Origin of the sequence: Desulfatitalea tepidiphila (assembly GCF_001293685.1) — a bacterium.
In the GTDB taxonomy this organism is placed as follows: Bacteria; Desulfobacterota; Desulfobacteria; order Desulfobacterales; family Desulfosarcinaceae; genus Desulfatitalea; species Desulfatitalea tepidiphila.
In genome coordinates this window covers 439415-456183 of sequence record NZ_BCAG01000005.1, presented here as the reverse complement: position 1 = coordinate 456183, position 16769 = coordinate 439415, and the positions used below count along the sequence as shown (strand labels likewise).

15 protein-coding genes are annotated in these 16769 nt (G+C 57.8%); 12 read left to right on the top strand and 3 right to left on the bottom strand.

Features of this window, described 5'->3' with window-relative positions; translation table 11 throughout:
* Positions 1-145: 145 nt before the first annotated feature.
* From DFT_RS19730 to DFT_RS19700, 7 genes are all read left to right on the top strand, one after another.
* Positions 146-2095 carry an AMP-binding protein gene (locus DFT_RS19730; protein WP_054032973.1) on the top strand — a complete coding sequence of 650 codons (1950 nt, stop codon included), beginning with the start codon at positions 146-148 and terminating at the stop codon, positions 2093-2095.
* 26 nt (positions 2096-2121) lie between these two features.
* Entirely contained in the window at positions 2122-3015 is an 894-nt protein-coding gene (locus DFT_RS19725) for a branched-chain amino acid ABC transporter permease (protein ID WP_054032972.1), read from the top strand.
* Positions 3016-3018: 3 nt separating this feature from the next.
* The gene (locus DFT_RS19720; RefSeq protein WP_054032971.1) at positions 3019-4113 is read left to right on the top strand and encodes a branched-chain amino acid ABC transporter permease; all 1095 of its coding nucleotides are present in this window, start codon (positions 3019-3021) and stop codon (positions 4111-4113) included.
* Positions 4114-4183: 70 nt separating this feature from the next.
* Positions 4184-5401 carry an ABC transporter substrate-binding protein gene (locus tag DFT_RS19715; protein ID WP_054032970.1) on the top strand — a complete coding sequence of 406 codons (1218 nt, stop codon included), beginning with the start codon at positions 4184-4186 and terminating at the stop codon, positions 5399-5401.
* Between the two features lie 100 nt (positions 5402-5501).
* Positions 5502-6323, top strand: coding sequence for an ABC transporter ATP-binding protein (locus tag DFT_RS19710; RefSeq protein ID WP_054032969.1), 822 nt, complete (start codon positions 5502-5504; stop codon positions 6321-6323).
* A 301-nt stretch (positions 6324-6624) separates the two neighbouring features.
* Positions 6625-7020 carry a universal stress protein gene (locus tag DFT_RS19705; protein ID WP_054032968.1) on the top strand — a complete coding sequence of 132 codons (396 nt, stop codon included), beginning with the start codon at positions 6625-6627 and terminating at the stop codon, positions 7018-7020.
* A gap of 201 nt (positions 7021-7221) precedes the next feature.
* Complete coding sequence (locus tag DFT_RS19700; RefSeq protein ID WP_054032967.1) at positions 7222-8748, top strand: AMP-binding protein; 1527 nt, start codon at positions 7222-7224, stop codon at positions 8746-8748.
* Between the two features lie 14 nt (positions 8749-8762).
* Here the strand turns inward: DFT_RS19700 and DFT_RS19695 are convergent, their stop codons facing one another.
* Both DFT_RS19695 and DFT_RS19690 read right to left on the bottom strand, forming a co-directional pair.
* Positions 8763-9353 (bottom strand): MarC family protein, encoded by a 591-nt coding sequence (locus DFT_RS19695; protein ID WP_054032966.1) that lies wholly within the window; start codon positions 9351-9353, stop codon positions 8763-8765.
* A 52-nt stretch (positions 9354-9405) separates the two neighbouring features.
* Positions 9406-10482: a DUF1786 family protein gene (locus DFT_RS19690; protein ID WP_054032965.1), complete on the bottom strand. Its 1077-nt coding sequence runs from the start codon at positions 10480-10482 to the stop codon at positions 9406-9408.
* Between the two features lie 266 nt (positions 10483-10748).
* Here DFT_RS19690 and DFT_RS26350 point away from each other — a divergent pair, with 266 nt between their 5' ends.
* The 5 genes from DFT_RS26350 (at position 10749) to DFT_RS19670 (ending at position 14822) form a co-directional block, all read left to right on the top strand.
* Positions 10749-10886 carry a rubredoxin-like domain-containing protein gene (locus DFT_RS26350; RefSeq protein WP_161807214.1) on the top strand — a complete coding sequence of 46 codons (138 nt, stop codon included), beginning with the start codon at positions 10749-10751 and terminating at the stop codon, positions 10884-10886.
* Positions 10883-11455, top strand: coding sequence for a cob(I)yrinic acid a,c-diamide adenosyltransferase (locus DFT_RS19685; protein WP_054032964.1), 573 nt, complete (start codon positions 10883-10885; stop codon positions 11453-11455). Before DFT_RS26350 ends, DFT_RS19685 begins: the two co-directional genes overlap by 4 nt.
* A complete protein-coding gene (locus tag DFT_RS19680) occupies positions 11455-12141 on the top strand; it encodes a ferredoxin--NADP reductase (RefSeq protein WP_054032963.1) in 687 nt (228 codons plus the stop codon). Before DFT_RS19685 ends, DFT_RS19680 begins: the two co-directional genes overlap by 1 nt.
* A gap of 89 nt (positions 12142-12230) precedes the next feature.
* Positions 12231-13940, top strand: a complete 1710-nt coding sequence (locus DFT_RS19675) for a GGDEF domain-containing protein (protein ID WP_054032962.1) — start codon at positions 12231-12233, stop codon at positions 13938-13940.
* Positions 13941-14120: 180 nt separating this feature from the next.
* Positions 14121-14822, top strand: coding sequence for an SH3 domain-containing protein (locus DFT_RS19670; protein WP_161807213.1), 702 nt, complete (start codon positions 14121-14123; stop codon positions 14820-14822).
* On the opposite strand, the gene DFT_RS19665 is transcribed toward DFT_RS19670, so the two are convergent.
* On the bottom strand, positions 14809-16482 hold the full coding sequence (locus DFT_RS19665; RefSeq protein WP_161807212.1) for a sensor domain-containing diguanylate cyclase: 1674 nt from the start codon (positions 16480-16482) through the stop codon (positions 14809-14811). The two genes, DFT_RS19670 and DFT_RS19665, sit on opposite strands and share 14 nt — an antisense overlap.
* Positions 16483-16769: the final 287 nt, after the last annotated feature.

Below are 16769 nucleotides of genomic sequence, written 5' to 3'. Positions count from 1 at the left end.
CGCTCATCCCGTCGTCCTTGCGGCGTATGACAAATACGCCTCAGGACATGGAATTTCGCACGCATTGATCTTGAACCTTTTACGGCGCCGTCCGGCAGCGACTTTTTACATGGCCATCAAGAATAGGATTTAGAAAAGAGTACGTATGACGGATCAGGACGTTTTGTTGACATACACCATCCCCCAACTGCTGCGATGGCGGGTGGCGCAGACCGGTGACCGGGTGGCGTTGCGCGAGAAGGAATTCGGGGTTTGGCGCAGCCTGACGTGGCATCAATACTACGAACTGGTGCGAAAGGCGGCTTTGGGCCTTTCCCGAATCGGCTTGCAAAAGGGAGAAGTCATTGCCCTGATCACCGACAATATTCCTGAAATGTTGGTCGTGGCCATCGGCGCCCAGTCCCTGGGAGGGATTTCGGCGGGGATCTATCAGAGCAGCCTGCCGCACGAGATCGCCGATATTCTCACCTACATGGAGGTCTGCTACGTCTTCTGCGATGACCAGGAGCAGGTCGACAAACTGATCGAAGTGCGATCGAAAATTCCCAATGTCCGGAAGATCATCTACGAGGACCCCCGCGGCATGCGCGGTTATCGCGACGACGACTGGTTCGTTTTCATCGACGATCTTTACCGGTTGGGGGAAGAAACCCTCGTAGAAAACGAGGCACGTTTCGACGAGATGATCGATCGGGGAAAGCCCGACGATGTCTGCCATCTGTGTCTCACCTCGGGGACCACCGGTCTGCCCAAGGGCGCCATGATGACCCATCGAAATTATATTAACATGGGCGTTCAGATCACCAAGGCCGATCCGTTGGAGGCCGATGACGAATATGTGTCGTTTCTGCCGTTTGCCTGGATCGGCGAACAGATGAACTCCTTCGGTGTGGCCCTGGCCACCGGCATTTCCATCAATTTCCCCGAATCGGTGGAGACGATCATGTCCGATCTCAAGGAGATCGGGCCGCATTTCATGTTTGGTGCGCCGCGTATTTATGAAACCATCCGCTCCCAGATCTGGCTAAAGATCGACGAATCCTACTGGCTCAATCGCAAATGCTACTATTACTTCATCAAGATCGGCCAGGAGGCAGCCGAATACCGAATGAGCGGACGTAAGATGCCGTTCAAGCTCGCCGTGCTGGCTTGGCTTGGCAAGACCATGGTGTTCAATCCATTGATCAATCAGCTCGGCTTGTTGCGGTTGCGCCGGGCCTATACCGGAGGGGCGGCCCTGGGCCCGCAGCTGTTTACCTTCTACCAGGCCATCGGCGTCAACCTGAAGCAGATTTACGGGCAGACGGAAATTACGGGCATCGCCTACATGCACCGCGACGGCGATATCCGTTCGGATACGGTGGGCAAACCCTTGCCGGGCACCGAGTGCCGCATCTCGGAAGAGGGGGAGATTCTTTCGCGGTCGGCTTCGGTGTGCGCCGGATACTTCAAGTTGCCCGAAAAGACCGAGGAGTTGCTCGAAGGCGGTTGGCTGCACTCGGGCGATGCAGGTTTTATAGACGAAAACGGGCATCTGGTCGTGATCGATCGTTTGTCGGATGTGATGCACAACCACGCGGGAGAGATGTTCAGCCCCATGTTTCTGGAAAACAAGCTCAAATTCAGCCCCTATATCAAAGAGGCCGTGATCTATGGGGATAAACAGGATTTTGTGGCGGCCCTGGTCAATATCGATCCGGTGATCGTGGGCAAGTGGGCCGAAGACCGGCGCATCTCCTTTACCACCTTCATGGATCTGTCCCAGAAACCCGAGGTGGCGGAGCTGATCTACAACGAGATCCTCTCCATCAATGCGAACGCGGAGAAACCCCATTTCAAGATCCGTCGTTTTGCGATCCTCTACAAGCTGCTCGATGTGGATGACGGCGAATTGACCAAGACCGGCAAGATTCGCCGTGACTTCGTGAAAAAACGGTACCAGGCGCTCTATGACGCGCTTTACGATCAAGATGTCAGCCGTAAAAAGGTGCAGGCCACCTTCCAGTATCAGGACGGGCAGACCACGACGGTCGAGACGGAAATGCGTTTTTATTCGGTCGGTGACGAAGCGCCTCGACCGGACAACCTGAAGTAAACGACATTGCCTCAGAGTGAAGGATTATGAGCTATTTTTTGCAATTGGTCGTCAGCGGCATCGTGGTGGGGTCGATCTATGCCCTCTCGGGATTGGGATTCGTCCTGATCTACAAGTCCAGCCGGGTGCTCAATATCGCCCACGGGCAACTGATCGCCTCCGGCGCCTTCATTACTTATGCGTTGACCGTTTGGGTGGGGATCCCGCTCTATATCTCCTTTTTCATCAGTATGATCCTCACTTTTTTCCTGGCCATGAGTGTCGAACGGATATTTCTGCGCCGCCTGATCGGTGAGCCGATCATTTCGGTCATCATGGTCACCATCGGCCTGATGTCCATCCTCGACGGCATTATCTACCTCACCCCCTTCGGCACGTTCAACTACTCTTTTCCGCGGTTTTTCCCCCGAACCCCCGTCGAGTTCTGGGGGGTGTCCATCTCCTGGACCCAGTTGGTGGGGGTCATCATCACCTTCGTGTTGATCGGTCTGTTCTCCTGGTTTTTTAAAAGATCCACGGTGGGGATCTCCATGCGGGCCGTGTCCGACGATCAGTTCGCCTCCATGTCCGTGGGAATCTCCGTGCCAAGGGTGTTCGGTCTGGCCTGGGCCATGGCGGGCCTGAGCGCAGCTGCGGCCGGGGGCATCATCGGCAATATCACCGGTCTGAATTTCGAGACCCTGCACGCCTTTGGCATCATCGTGTTCCCGGTGGTGATCCTGGGCGGCCTGGACTCCATCGTAGGGGCGGTGGTAGCCGGCATCATCATGGGATTGATCCAGCAATTCGCCGCGGGCTATCTGGACGGCAACTGGGGTCTCAACGGCACCGCAGATGTGCTGCCGTATGTCATTTTATTGATCATCCTGTTGTTTAAACCGCATGGGTTGTTCGGTACCCATGAAATCGAACGGGTGTAAGCTATGTCCGCAAACCGATGGCTGGCCACAGGGAACTTTTTCAGTACCTACCGGGAAGAGCAGCGCATCTTCTTCACCCATCTGGACCGGCTGGTGTTCGCCGTCTTCATTGCCGTGCTATTCATCTGGCCGCTGGTGTACGAAGTGAGCAACAAATACATGCTGGTGTTGGACAACATCCTGATCGCCATGGTGGCGATCATCGGGTTGAACCTGGTCACCGGCTTTGCCGGATTGATCTCCATCGGTCACGCCGCGTTCGTAGGCGTGGGGGCGTATACCCTGGCTGTGTTCGCCCGGACCATAGGCGATTCCCATGTGCTCATCACCCACGCCTGGCCGCTCATGCTGGTTCTTTCGGGAGCGGTGGGGGCCGTGTTCGGCGCCTTCGTCGGTCTGCCGGCCCTGCGTTTGAAACACCTTTATCTGGCCATCGCCACTTTGTCTTTTCAGATGATATTCCAGTGGACCATCAATTTCCTGCCCCTTTTCAACCAGGGTCAGACGATCCCCATCGGTCGGGTCTACTGGCTGACCGGCATGGTATCGCGTGGCGACCACTATCTGTTCTGGTATTATGTCATACTGACCATCGTGATCCTTTTCGGGCTGGCCGTTCGCAATCTGCTTCGTTCCCGTTACGGCCGCAGCCTGGTGGCGGTGCGCGACAATGACCGGGCAGCCGATGCCATGGGAATGAACCCCGGGTTGACCAAGGTGTACGCCTTTGCCCTGGCCGGATTCTTCGCCGGTGTGGCCGGTGCGCTGCACGCCTACCTCTATCGTGGCGCAGGCATCGAGTCGTTCACCTTGTCGCAGTCCATATCCTACTTGGCCATGGCGATCGTGGGCGGTCTGGGCACCTTGACCGGCTCCTTCTGGGGGCCCGCGGCCATTCGCATTCTGGATCTGCAAGTGGAAAATCTGGTGGAGTGGTCCGCCCAGTTCTTGCCGGCCAACATGAACCTGGCCACTGCGCTCAAACCGTTGACGTTCGGTCTGGTGATCGTGCTCTTTCTGATGTTCGAACCGCGCGGCATCGCCAATTGGTGGCGCATCTGCCGCTCTTATGTGAAGCTTTGGCCTTTCCGCTATTGATCGGCGGGAGGCCGCTCGTGGGCATTCAAAGGGCACCGGTTCAAACGCCCGCCAAACAAGGGAGGGGAGTATGAAAAAGAGACATGCGTTCATGATGCAAGTGGTGTTAGCGGTGATTGTGTGTGCAGTGCTGGCGGCACCGTCCCACGCCGGCCAAGTCCATAAATTGGCCTTGTCCCTGGCCATCACCGGACCGACCTCGGATGCCGGCAACCCTTACTCCAAAGGGGTGGAAGATTATGTCCGCTATGTCAACGACACGAAGTTGCTCGGTGACGATACAGTGGACTGCCCGATCCGCGACGATCAGTACCAGACCGACATCACCAAACGCAACTTCGAGGATTTTCTGAGTGAAGGGATCGTGCTCTATCTCAACTACTCCACAGGCAGCACCCTGGCCCTCAAGCGTGACTTCGACGAGGAGAAGATTCCCACCATTCCGGCTTCGTTTCATGCCGGCAACCTGGTCGATTCCAAGTATATCTTTTTGCCCATCGCCACCTATTCGAGTCAATGCATCGGCTTGGCCGAATATATCGTGGCCAACCACAAGGGCGGCACTCCCCAGGTGGCCATGTTCATCCATCCATCGGCCTTTGGGCGCGGCCCGGTGGAAGATGTCCAGAATGCGGTCAAATCCGGCCTCAAAATGGACATCGTCGAAGTAGTCGAGCACGGCAAGGACCTGGACAACACCGCCACCTTGCAGCGCCTGCTGAGCAAGAATGTCCAATACGTCATCTGCCAGACCGTGCAGTCGCCGGTGGCCACGCTGATCAAGGACGCCCAGCGGCTCGGTGTGACGGCCAAGACCTTCGGCGAGCCGGGCAAGCTCACCTTCACCGGGGCGCACTACACCGGCGGCAACGACCTGATCGATCTGGCCGGATCTGCGGCCGAAGGCTTTTTCTGGACCACTTCCTACACTCTCACTTCGGAGCCGGGGCCGGGCACCGATTTCCAGCTGATGCTGGCCAAGAAGTATAGCCGCGATGAAAAGACGGCCAACTCCCACAACTACACCAATGGCATGATGGTGGCCCAGGTGGCAGTGGAAGCCATCCGGCGCGTCAAAGCCGAAGGCGGGAAGGTGACCCGGGAGAGCCTCTACAAAACGCTAAACGCCATGAACGGCGCCAACAGCTATTCGCCGGGCAACACCGTTGGGCCGGTGACCTATTCGCCCACCGATCACGCCGGTGTGGATACCCTGCAGATCTATTCGGTGCAAAGTGGCGTTTTCAAGGCCGTGGGCAAGCCGTTTATCCCCAAGTTCGCCAAATAGGCAAGAGACACAATATCAGCCGCCCACTGGGGGCCAAGCGTTTTTCGCGCCCAGTGGGCGGGTTCATCCATCACCAAAGCAGGCATAGACGGTACGTTATATGACAGCGAGCTCTGCAAACGAACGGTTGCTGGAAGTCAACAACATCGAGGTGGTCTACAACGATATCATCCAGGTGCTGCGCGGCGTCAGTATCGGCGTGACCCAGGGCGATATCGTGGCCTTGTTGGGAACCAACGGCGCCGGTAAAACAACTACCCTGCGGGCCATCAGCGGGTTGCTCAAACCGGAAAACGGATCTATACGCGAGGGGTTTGTCAAGTTCGATGGGCAGGACATCACCAACGTATTGGGAACACAGGTGGTGCACCTGGGGGCGGTCATGGTGCCCGAAGGACGCCGGGTGTTCAAGCACCTGACCGTGGACGAGAACATCCGGGTCGGATCGGTCACCCGCAAGGACGGCGCGGCCAATATCCGCAGGGATTATGAATTGATGTATACCCATTTCCCGCGTCTGTCCAAGGTGACCCATCGCATGGCCGGCTACTGTTCGGGCGGCGAGCAGCAGATGATCGCCATTGCGCGGGCTTTGATGGCAGCGCCCAAGATGTTGATGCTCGACGAGCCCTCGTTGGGGCTGGCGCCACTTCTGGTGAAGGAAATTTTCGACAACGTCAAACGCATCAACGAGGAGATGCAGACCACGATTCTGGTGGTCGAGCAGAACGCCAAGATCGCCCTTGCGATCTCCAACTACGCCTATATCATGGAAAACGGCAAAATTGTGCTGGAGGGGCCTTCGGACAAGCTGCAGGACAATCCGGACGTCAAGGAGTTCTATATGGGCGTCACCCAGGGGGGCGGGCGCAAGTCGTTCAAGGAGGTCAAGTCCTACAAGCGGCGGAAGCGTTGGATGTAAAAAAGAAGTTTTAAGTTTGAAGTGTTAAGTGTAAAGTAGCGGCAGTCTGATTGAGTTAGGCCGCAGGGTTCGATCTGAATTTCCATACAGTGAGTGCACATCCAAATAAGGGCAAAAGGGCCATTTGTGGATGGGTGAGAGCGAGTGTCCATCCAGAAATAGGCAAATTTGGCTGAGATCAAGGCATGCGAAAAATTTTACCGCAGGCATATGTCGAATATTCCGAGGATAAAATTTTGAGCATAACGCCGATATCGGGCAAATTGGCCATTTGTGGATGGACACGAATTAGGAGTGTGTCATGAAATTGTTGGTTGCCTACAATGGCTCGCCGCCTTCTCAGAGAGCCTTGGAATTGGCATGCGAAAAGGCCAAGACAAATGCCGACGCCCTGGTTTACGTGGTGACTTCCATGGAGGGGGGCAGTAACGAGACCTTGGAGGATATCCAGGCAGTGGAAGAAAAATTGGAGCGGGCCAAGGACTATCTGCTTCAATTTCATATCTCCTGCGAGACGCTTCAGCTGGCACGTGGATTGACACCCGGTGAAGACCTGGTCAAGTTCGCCGAAGACAATGGCGTGGACCACATTTATATCGGGATCGAAAAGAAGTCGCGTACCCGCAAACTGCTGCTCGGCTCCACGGCTCAGTTTATTATCCTGAGGGGCCCTTGCCCGGTGACCACCACCAAGTAAAGGTCCACGGGTGTTCCCCTCAATTTGACACCCAAACAGGTGTGTTGGTTCCCCGATGCCGGACGGGTCGGATGCTCGATCGGCGCTTACTGTGCGTCAGGCCTTTCGCCCGCCACCGATGCCTCTTTTTAATGCAGCCTCCATTACAGTGGATAACGTTTTTAAGAATTCTCTTTCTTAACCGCACGGAAGGAGTATTGCATGAGTGTCTATGATTTGACCCTGTATGATATCATTTGCCGCAATGCGCGGCTCTATCCGGAACGCATCGCCTGGCTGGAGGCCGAAGAAAATCGGGCCATGACCTTCGCGGAGTACCAGGCGTCGGTCGAGCGCATGGCCTCGGGGTTGACGGCCGCCGGGTGCTGCAAGGGCGATCGTATCGGCGTAATCGGTAAAAATTGCCTCGCTTATCTCGTCCTATACGGCGCGGCCGCTGCCTTGGGCGCGATCGTCGTGCCCATCAATTGGCGGTTGTCCGTGGATGAGATGGCCTACAACCTCAACGACGTTCAGGTGCGCTTTCTGTTTGCCGACGGGGAAGACCCTGAAGCGATGGAGGCGGTTGCGGCCAAGCTCGGGCGCGACACCAAATGTTACAACCTGCAGGCCCGGAACGGCCCCTTCAGGGACCTCGTCGACGCGCCCCTGCCCGAAGGGGGGCTGCCGTCCCGGGCGGTTTCGGCCGACGACGGGCTGGTGATCATCCATACCGCGGCCGTGGCCGGGCGACCTCGCGGGGCTCTGCTCAGCCATTATAACCTGCTGTGCGCCAATGCCCAGTTGATGCAGCAGATCCATCTGACCCAAGACGATGTTCACCTCAATCCCTTGCCCATGTTTCATATCGCCGGCCTGGGTATGGCGTTCTGTTGTTTCCATGGCGGGATGCTCAATATCAACATGCGCAAATTCGATGCCGCCCAGGCCGCCCGCTTGATTGCCGAGCACAAGGCGAGCGTGCTGTTCGCCTTTGCGCCCATGATGCAGACCCTCCTGGCCCACGTGGCCGATAGCGGTGAGGATATCAGCTCCTTGCGGGCCGTGTTGGGGATCGACAGGCCAGAGGTCATCGCGCGCTACCAGGAGATGACCGGCGGTTCGTTTTACAGTCTCTTCGGACAGACCGAAACCTCCCTCGTGGTCACCATGAGTCCTTTCAGCGAGCGTCCAGGATCGGCCGGCCGGCCGATGCCCCTCATCGATGTCCAGTTAATGGACGACAACGACCGGCCTGTACCTACCGGTCAGGCCGGAGAGATCGCCGTGCGCGGTCCTATGGTGTTCAAGGGGTATTGGGGGCTGGACGATGAAAATGCCTACACCTTTCGCAACGGGTGGCACCATACCGGCGATGTGGGCCGTTTCGATGAGGACGGCTACCTGTGGTACGTGGCCCGCAAGGCCGAAAAGGAGCTGATCAAACCAGGCGGGGAGAATGTCTATCCGGCCGAAGTGGAGAAGGTGATCCTCGAACATCCCGCTGTGGCAGCCGTGGTGGTCTTTGGTGTACCCGATCCCAAGTGGACCGAAGGCATCAAGGCGGTGTGCCGCCTGAAATCCGGCGGATCTCTGACCGCGAAGGCGCTGATCGAATTCGTCGGGGGGCGCATTGCCCGTTATAAAAAGCCCCAATACGTGCAATTCGTGGATGAGCTGCCGCTGGCGGCGGACGGTTCACCCGATCGCGTCAAGGTCAAGAAGCTATACGGCGGGCCCCAGGCCTGACCGCTCGCGCATTTTCAAGGTGCGCTGGCGGCCAGCGCTTCGATCAAACCTTTTCGGACCAGCATCACGGCGATGGCCGCCAGAAAGAGGCTCGAAATTTTCGATGCACTGCGGGTGCCGTTTCGGCCCAGGATGCGCGTGACCGGTTCGGCGAACATGAAGATCACTCCCGCGATCAGCAGGTTGGCGATGACGGCGGCTGCGGTCAAGCTTTTGCCATACGCGTTGGCCAGTACGATGCAGGTGGTCAGCAGGGCCGGCCCGGCCAGCAAGGGGATCCCGATGGGCACGGCTCCGAGGCTTTGCGCGTCCGCCTGGCGCCTCTTTTTCTCTCCGGTGATCAGATCGCTCAGGGAGATGGCAAAGAGCAGGCTACCACCGGCGATCATGAAATCGGCCACCGTCACGCCGAGAAAGGTCAGCAGCGCCGGTCCGAACATGAGAAACACCAGCGACACGGCCGTGGCCGTTGCGATCGATTGCACCAGAACCGCCCGCTGAATGCGCGGGTCGAGGTCGTCTGTCAGGGCGATGTAGATCGGCAGCACGCCGATGGCATCCACGGCTACAAACAGGGGGACGAAGCAGAGCCAGAAATCTTGCATGGTATGGTTTTCCAGGGGGTGGGGATGAAACCTCCACCGTTTCTCAGGTTCTTTATAGATATGGAATGGGCGCCAGGCCGAGCCTTCGGCGCATGGCCTCCAGCAGGCCGACCGTTCCGGTCATCATGTTGTCCCCCCAGGGGGCGCCCCAAATCACCGGCAGGGCCGAATCGGCCATGAGGCGGCGTTTGGGGCCGGTGGCGATGATGGCCCGGACCCGCTCGAAACCCACCGCGCGGCGTAAATAGGCACCATGGCCGCCTTCGGCCAGAATTTGATCGTGCCGGACGCGGCCGTCGGCCAGCGCCACCAGTAGTTCCTCCAGGCGCGCCAAGGTCATGCCGCGGGTGTGGTACTCCACGAACCCGGCCACCTGGTCCCCTTCCATAACGGCGGCCACGGTGTGCGACGTGGCGATATCCAGGATGATGATCGGCGAAGCGTTGCCGGCATGGGCATCCTGGGCCGCACCGCACATGGCGGCCATGCCGCTGTCCATGACATAGACCGCCTGGGCGTTGAGCTGGCGGGCGTCGCTCACCATGCTGCGCAATCGGTTGAAGGCCCCCGGCACTTCATCCTCGTGGTAGAGCAGATCGAAAGGTGTTGCCGGACGGTCGAGGATCTCCTGGAACAGGTTGTGACGGTAATCCAGATGGCTCACGCCTTTGGGGGCCACGCCATGATCCTGGGCGCAGAGCGCCACGGCATCAAAAGCCATGGGCAGCCCCAGGCCGGAGATGATTTGGGCAATGCGTTCGGGCTGCACATCGCTCAGACGGACGGCGGTGTAGCCGGGGTCGCCGCACAAACGCTCGACGGCGGCATCCTCTTCTACGATGAGGCCCCAATGACGCACCCGATCCATGTCGTGGTGGAGTGTCGCGGCCGCCGATGAGGAGATGACGACGCGATCCGTGGCAGCCCGTTGACGCAAGGCCTCGGTGACCGGACCGCCCCCCATCTCCACGCCCGACACGACCAGGTCGCCGCTGGTCTGGGCGATCTGCCAGGCAAGGTGGCGCACGGGGGAGGGAGCGACGGCCTTGAAATGCTCGCCGCTGCTGCTGTCGTAGCAGAGGATATCCATGGTTCCGGCGCCGATATCGATCATGAGAAGCTGGCTCATCAGGGGTTTCCTTCCATCAAAGGTTAGGTCTCATACCCTGGCCCGCTTTTACCGCTTATTAAGCATGCTGAAAAGACAAATCCCAAAACCGCTCCTGGCGGCCGGTATCTGACCTGATCAGGCCATTTGCTGCTGTGAAACCAGCGGCAAGATGACAATGAGTTGCCAAATGTCGGGCTGCACTGATATGACAATACCAACGAAAGTGTCCGGGCGGATGTAAAACCCGCCCGGAACTGTCAAGCCCTATACCAGGAGGTGTCTTTATGCGCTGGCGATGTCTGATTTGCGGCTACATTCATGATGGCGAAAAACCACCCTATCGCTGTCCGGTCTGCGGGGCACCGGCCAAAATGTTCGAACCGGTGGTACAAGACGCCAAGCCGTCGGCGGCCCGCGCATGAAGATCTATACCCAGACCGGAGATCAGGGCAAAACCAGTCTTTTCAGCGGGGAACGGGTGGTCAAGAGCGACGCGCGGATCCACGCCTACGGAGATATCGACGAACTCAACTCCGTGGTGGGTGCGCTGATTGCCGTCCTGCTGCCGGATACGGAAGCGGCCGAGGTCCAGCTCAAGGAGATTCAATCGGATCTGTTCCAGGTCGGCGCCTGGCTGGCGGCCACATCGGGGTCCGAAGCCCAGGCGCGGTTGAATTCGATTACGATCGGGTACAGTCAACGGATCGAATCCTGGATCGATGGGATGGACGCGCAGTTGCCCGAACTCAAGTCCTTTATTTTGCCCGGTGGGCACCCCACCGCGGGGTGGGCGCATATCGCCCGCACGGTGTGCCGGCGGGCCGAACGGGCCGTCATCCTGCTGGCCGAACAAGAGGCCGCTGCGGGGCGGTCGTTTGAAGGATTCGCACCGATCGTAGCTTTTATCAACCGACTTTCCGACTATTTTTTTGTGCTGGCCCGCTGGCTCAATCAGCACGCCGGCGTGGGAGATGTGCAGTGGCAGGGATGATGCCCCGGTCAACCCCGGCCAACGACCTCCGGCCGCTATTCGTGGTGGCGGTGACGGCGGTGCAGTGGTTGAGCGAAGGCACCTTCGAGATCCGTTTGGAGCGACCGGACGGATTTGATTTCTTTCCCGGCCAGAAAATCAGCTTTGTCGACGGCGCCCTTCGTCGGGATTACACCCTTCTCGGACCGGTGGACGCCCGAGAGTTGGCCCTTTGCGTCCGACTGGTACCGGATGGGCTTTTTTCACCCCGGTTGTCCCGGGCCAGGATCGGTGATCGTTTTCAGATTACCGCTCCGTTCGGATATTTTACTCTCAAGACCTCCGGGCGGCGGGCGGTGTTCGTGGCCACCGGCACCGGTATCGCTCCGTTTGTCGCCTTTGCAAATGACGGCGCGCGAGGATTTGATCTCCTGCATGGCGTGCGTACCCCGGCCGAGCTTTATTACCGGGACCTTCTATTCACAGCGGCGCGCCGATATATACCGTGCATCTCCGCAGCTGCCGGCGATGGCGAGATTGGGCCGGCTGGATTTGCCGGGCGGGTCGACCGGTTTCTATCGACCCAATATCCCGACGGTGCCTACGACTTTTTTCTTTGCGGACGCATCCAGATGATTCGGGATGTGACCCGTGTGATCGATGCGCGTTTTTCGGGATCTCGCGTGTTCATCGAGGCGTATGATTGAGCTGGACCCATCGGTCGCAGGCGTTTGACATTTATTCAACTTTAGGCCATACAATGCGCCCTCATTTTCGTGTCACGGGATCTATTGGAATGGTGCGTCTGTTCGTCATCTTGATGGTATGGCTCTTTGCCGTGAACGCTAACGCGGGCGAACCCAAAAATGTCTGGGTGCTCCACAGCTATCACCAGGGATGGACCTGGACCGACCGCATTACCGAAGGCATCCAATCCGTATTCGAACCGTTTGGAAAGGATATCAGCCTTTATTACGACTACCTGGATTTGCATCGGGCCAACGAGGCGGTCGTCGCCGATCTCATCGTTTATTTCAAGACAAAGCTGAGTCGAATCCCCATCGACGTCATCATCGTGTCGGACGACGGTGCCTTGCAGTTTATCGCAACCCATGGCCCCCAACTGGCGCCCGCCATACCCATTGTGTTTTGCGGGATCAACAACCGTGACGCACTCCCTCCGACCGGCCAACTCCGTGCGACCGGTATGGCGGAACAGATTGACCATGCAGCCACCTTCGCGCTCATGCTTCGACTGCATCCCAATTGCCGCAGGGTCGTGGTCATCGTCGATCGCAGGGGAATGCAGCCGGTTCTGCTGGATGAATTGGAAAATTCCCTGGCAGGGCTCAAAGAACGCGCGTTGGTGGAGGTTTGGAACGACGTGGATTGGGAGCGGCTGCCGGCCAATCTGGTGGCCCTGACACCCAATGATCTGGTCTATCTTTTCGCATTTGATCACGACCGGCGCGGCAATGTGGCGCACGCCAAAGAGGTTATCGATATGGTGGTGCGGTGGTCGCCGGTGGCCGTATATAGTCCCGTGGATTTTTATTTCGGCAAAGGGATCGTAGGGGGCGCGATCAATTCGGCGCACCATCAGGGAATTCAGGCCGGTCGCACAGCGTTGCGCATTCTTTCCGGAGAGGCCGTAGAGGGTATGGCGACCGATATCGGTCTGTCGCGTCAGTTGCGCGTCGATGGCCGGGCACTGCATCGTTTCGGTATTAAATCCGGACAATTGCCTGAAAACACGGAAATTGTTTTCCCCCAGCCGGTCTTCTGGGTTCGTCACGGCATTTATTCTATTGGCCTCGTCGCGCTCTTGCTGGTATTCAGCGGCATGCTGCTCGTCATGGTGTTGCGCCAGCGGCGCAAGCAAAGCAACCTGCTGCAGATCAATACCGATCTGGACGGCCGGATTCGTGAAAAGTCGATCCATCTGCAAATCGTCAACCAGAAACTCAAGAAGCAGTCCATGACCGACGGCGTGACGGGTATCCCCAACCGGCGCTATATTTACCAGCGCCTGGTCGAGGAGGTCAAAAAGGCCCGCCGCTACAATATGCCCCTGGCCATAGTGCTGTTCGACATCGATGGCTTCAAGAAAATTTACGATGAACGCGGCTATGTTCTGGGGGAAAGTGTACTGCGCGACGTGGGCCGGTGCATCAAGCGCAACATGCGGGAGATCGATCTGGTGGGCCGTTACGGGGGGGAAGCCTTCCTGGTCATCCTGCCCAATACCAGCGCCGCCCAGGGCCAGCTGATGGCCGAGCGCATAAGAGAGAAGGTTGCCGCCTTGTCCTGGGAGCAGGGTGAGGTGAAGGTGACGCTCAGCGGCGGGTTGACCTTTTTCAATGATGAGACGCCCCCCGAATTGGTACAACGTGCCGATGATCTGCTGGCCGCCGTCAAGCGGAGCGGCGGCAATCGCATCGCGGTCGCCAGAGGCGCAGGCGGGCAAGGCGGCGAGGTGATCCTGCTGCCGGACCATCATCGCTGACACCATTGATCGACTCTGTGAGGATCTATGCCGATTCAATGCGCATCAAAGCAGGTTAAGTTTGCGATCACTCTCGTTTTTCTTTTTGCAGGCAGCCTGGCAGGCTGTATGTCCGCCGTCAAATCCCCGGCGCCTGATCCGGCATCCATTGTCTGTCCGCCTTGCCCACCCGATCGAAGTGTGGCGTTATCCCAAGAAAATGAAACGCTTCGCAAGGAGCTGGCCTCTGACCGTGAAAAATTTGAGCTTCTGACCCGGGAAAATTCCGATATGAAACTCCAGGCCCTGGCATACGAGGCCTTGATCAACGACCTCAAGCGTCGTTCCGACAATCAGCAAAAGCGACTGGATGCCGCTATCATCGAGGTGGTGCGGGCCAAAGCCAAGATGCGCAGCCTTGAAAGCAAAGCCGAAGCGGCATCGACGCTTGCCGAGGCCGAGCTTGCGGTCAAGGGATTAAAGCGGCGGGGCCCATCGCCCGATGCGGCCACCGCGGCCGAAATCGCCACGGCCGAGCAGCTGCTCAACATGAGCATCGATGAGTTCAATGCCCAGAATTTCGGTGGGGCCCTCTACCTGGCCAACCAGACCAAAGGTCAGGTCCGAACCGTGCAAGATCGGCTGGACAAGCCGATGGGCGAACCGGCCGTCGAGGGGGAGGCCGCCTTTGCCCAGCCGTTGACGCTCCAGGTGCTGAAAGAGGATTGCAACCTCAGGGAAGGGCCCGGCTTTCAGTACAAGGTGATCGGCCGGTTGAGCAAGAACGCGCGGGTCATCGGTTATTCCTACAAGGAGAGTTGGATACGCGTGGAAACCGAGTCGGGAACCAGCGGATGGGTTTTCCGATCCCTATTGGGCGCGGCCATGATCAAGAAAGAGTGACCAGTTTGAGATTCGGCCCCTTGTTTTCGCCGATGATCACAGGCGTCCGGCCTTCTGTCTCTTTTGAAACCACAATGCAATCGCGCCCCCTGGCCTTGGCCGCGTACAGGGCGCTATCTGCTTTACGCAACAGAGTCTCCATATCGTCTCCGTCCTCCGGATAACCTGAAACGCCGATGCTGACGGTGACCGAGAATTCTTCTCTGCCAGTGGATATCTCCAAGCGGCCCACATTGTGCCGTATCCTTTCGGCAATGGCCGCGCCGCCTTCGATGGGACTGCTTGGCAATACGATCAAAAATTCCTCGCCCCCGTAGCGGCCCACATAGTCGCACTCCCGGACCGATTCGCCAAGGGATTCAGCCAGTCGACGGATGGCCGCGTCACCTGCTTGGTGACCATAGGTGTCGTTGATTTTTTTGAAATCATCGATATCGAGCATCAGAAGGGTCAACGGATCGCGGTACCGCGTGGCGCGCGCCATTTCCCGGCTGAAGAGTGCCATGATATGATGCCGGTTGTGCAGACCGGTCAAACTGTCCGTGATCGACAGCTGCTGCAAGACCTTGTTGGTTTCGAGCAGCGATTCATGGGCCGCGGATATCTCTTCTCGGCCGCGCTTCAGGCTCGCCACCATATGATTGAAGACCTGGGTCAAGTAGCTGATCTCGCTCAGACCCGTTACCGGGATATCCACGTCCAGGTTGCCAGCGGCCACGTTGGCGGCGCCGTGGCTCAATCTTCGAACCGGGCGTACGAGACAGTGGCCGAAGATATAGCCGCCAATTCCGATGCAAAAAATCAAGCCACCCACCAATGACAAAGTCAGGCGGCGCAACATCGCAATCTCCGAATATGCATGCTGCTTCTCCATTTCCGCGACCAACACCCATTGCACGGGGGCGATCGATATGGCCATACCGATGACCGCTTCATGGCGATAACCGATGTAGTCTTTCGGCGCCATGGGGGAGTCAGCCGATCCCGATGAGACCACAAGCGGGTGGCCGGTGACAGGCGGCGGCTCGGGCAGATCCCTGGAACTCACCAATGCCCTGCCCTCGGTGGTGGTCAGATAGATTTCCCCGATTCCCCCGTCACATTGAAGTTTCAGCATCGAACGGATCGCATCGAGGTTGATCTTTGCCAGCAGCACAGCCAACGGGCTGCCGTCGGATGCGCTTATCTCTTCCGCGATCAGGATGGATCCGTTTGCCATGCAGGGACTGAAACGATTTTTTACGCCAGACGAAGTGAGGCTGAGGATCTGTTTGCGCCAGTTTTCTGGAATGGTGATCGTCAGCGGATCCGGAGCACTGGTCACGATGACCTGACCTTCCAAATCCATGAGAGAAAGCGATTCATAGGTGCCGAATTTTTCACTGATCGAACGCAGGTAACTTTTGATGTTTTCCATATCCACCTGGGTTTCGATACCGGATCGTTGCTTGCCAGCCGGGCGCGGCAGATTTTCGGAGATGACGTATGAGCTCGAGAAGACCCTCAGATCGTACAGGCGTTCCTTGAGCCACAAATCGAGTTCTTTTGCGCTCTGAACGGTTGCGTTGTGCAGTTCCTGGGAGATTTTTTCCCTGAGCAGTTTGCTGCTCTGCAGGTAGGAGACGCCGCCGAGAATCAGCGAGGGGACGATCGTTGCCAATAAAGCAAATGCGATGATTCTGGTTTTTATGCTTTGAAATCTGGAAACGCGTAGAAACCGGGTCTGACTCTCTGTCGCCTTATCCAAATCGGCCTCATTTATGTCAGCGGCCGATATCGGGTTGGGGCAGTGGAGCATCGTAGACATCAGCCGGCGTTGGGTCCAAGGTACATACCTTCTCGCGTGTCGCTCGTATCTTTCGGGTTTAAAGCAAATACTGTACCAAAAAAATGGCGGGCGTGGATGGCGCACCGTGAGTCTGACCTTTAGACGCGGCTCCCTTATCG

Coding starts and splice junctions, on each gene's coding strand:
- DFT_RS19715 (WP_054032970.1), top strand. CDS start 4,184: ATGAAAAAGAGACATGCGTTCATGATGCAAGTGGTGTTAGCGGTGATT.
- DFT_RS19720 (WP_054032971.1), top strand. CDS start 3,019: ATGTCCGCAAACCGATGGCTGGCCACAGGGAACTTTTTCAGTACCTAC.
- DFT_RS19680 (WP_054032963.1), top strand. CDS start 11,455: ATGCCCCGGTCAACCCCGGCCAACGACCTCCGGCCGCTATTCGTGGTG.
- DFT_RS19685 (WP_054032964.1), top strand. CDS start 10,883: ATGAAGATCTATACCCAGACCGGAGATCAGGGCAAAACCAGTCTTTTC.
- DFT_RS19705 (WP_054032968.1), top strand. CDS start 6,625: ATGAAATTGTTGGTTGCCTACAATGGCTCGCCGCCTTCTCAGAGAGCC.
- DFT_RS19690 (WP_054032965.1), bottom strand. CDS start 10,482: ATGAGCCAGCTTCTCATGATCGATATCGGCGCCGGAACCATGGATATC.
- DFT_RS19725 (WP_054032972.1), top strand. CDS start 2,122: ATGAGCTATTTTTTGCAATTGGTCGTCAGCGGCATCGTGGTGGGGTCG.
- DFT_RS19700 (WP_054032967.1), top strand. CDS start 7,222: ATGAGTGTCTATGATTTGACCCTGTATGATATCATTTGCCGCAATGCG.
- DFT_RS19695 (WP_054032966.1), bottom strand. CDS start 9,353: ATGCAAGATTTCTGGCTCTGCTTCGTCCCCCTGTTTGTAGCCGTGGAT.
- DFT_RS19710 (WP_054032969.1), top strand. CDS start 5,502: ATGACAGCGAGCTCTGCAAACGAACGGTTGCTGGAAGTCAACAACATC.
- DFT_RS19730 (WP_054032973.1), top strand. CDS start 146: ATGACGGATCAGGACGTTTTGTTGACATACACCATCCCCCAACTGCTG.
- DFT_RS19675 (WP_054032962.1), top strand. CDS start 12,231: ATGGTGCGTCTGTTCGTCATCTTGATGGTATGGCTCTTTGCCGTGAAC.
- DFT_RS26350 (WP_161807214.1), top strand. CDS start 10,749: ATGCGCTGGCGATGTCTGATTTGCGGCTACATTCATGATGGCGAAAAA.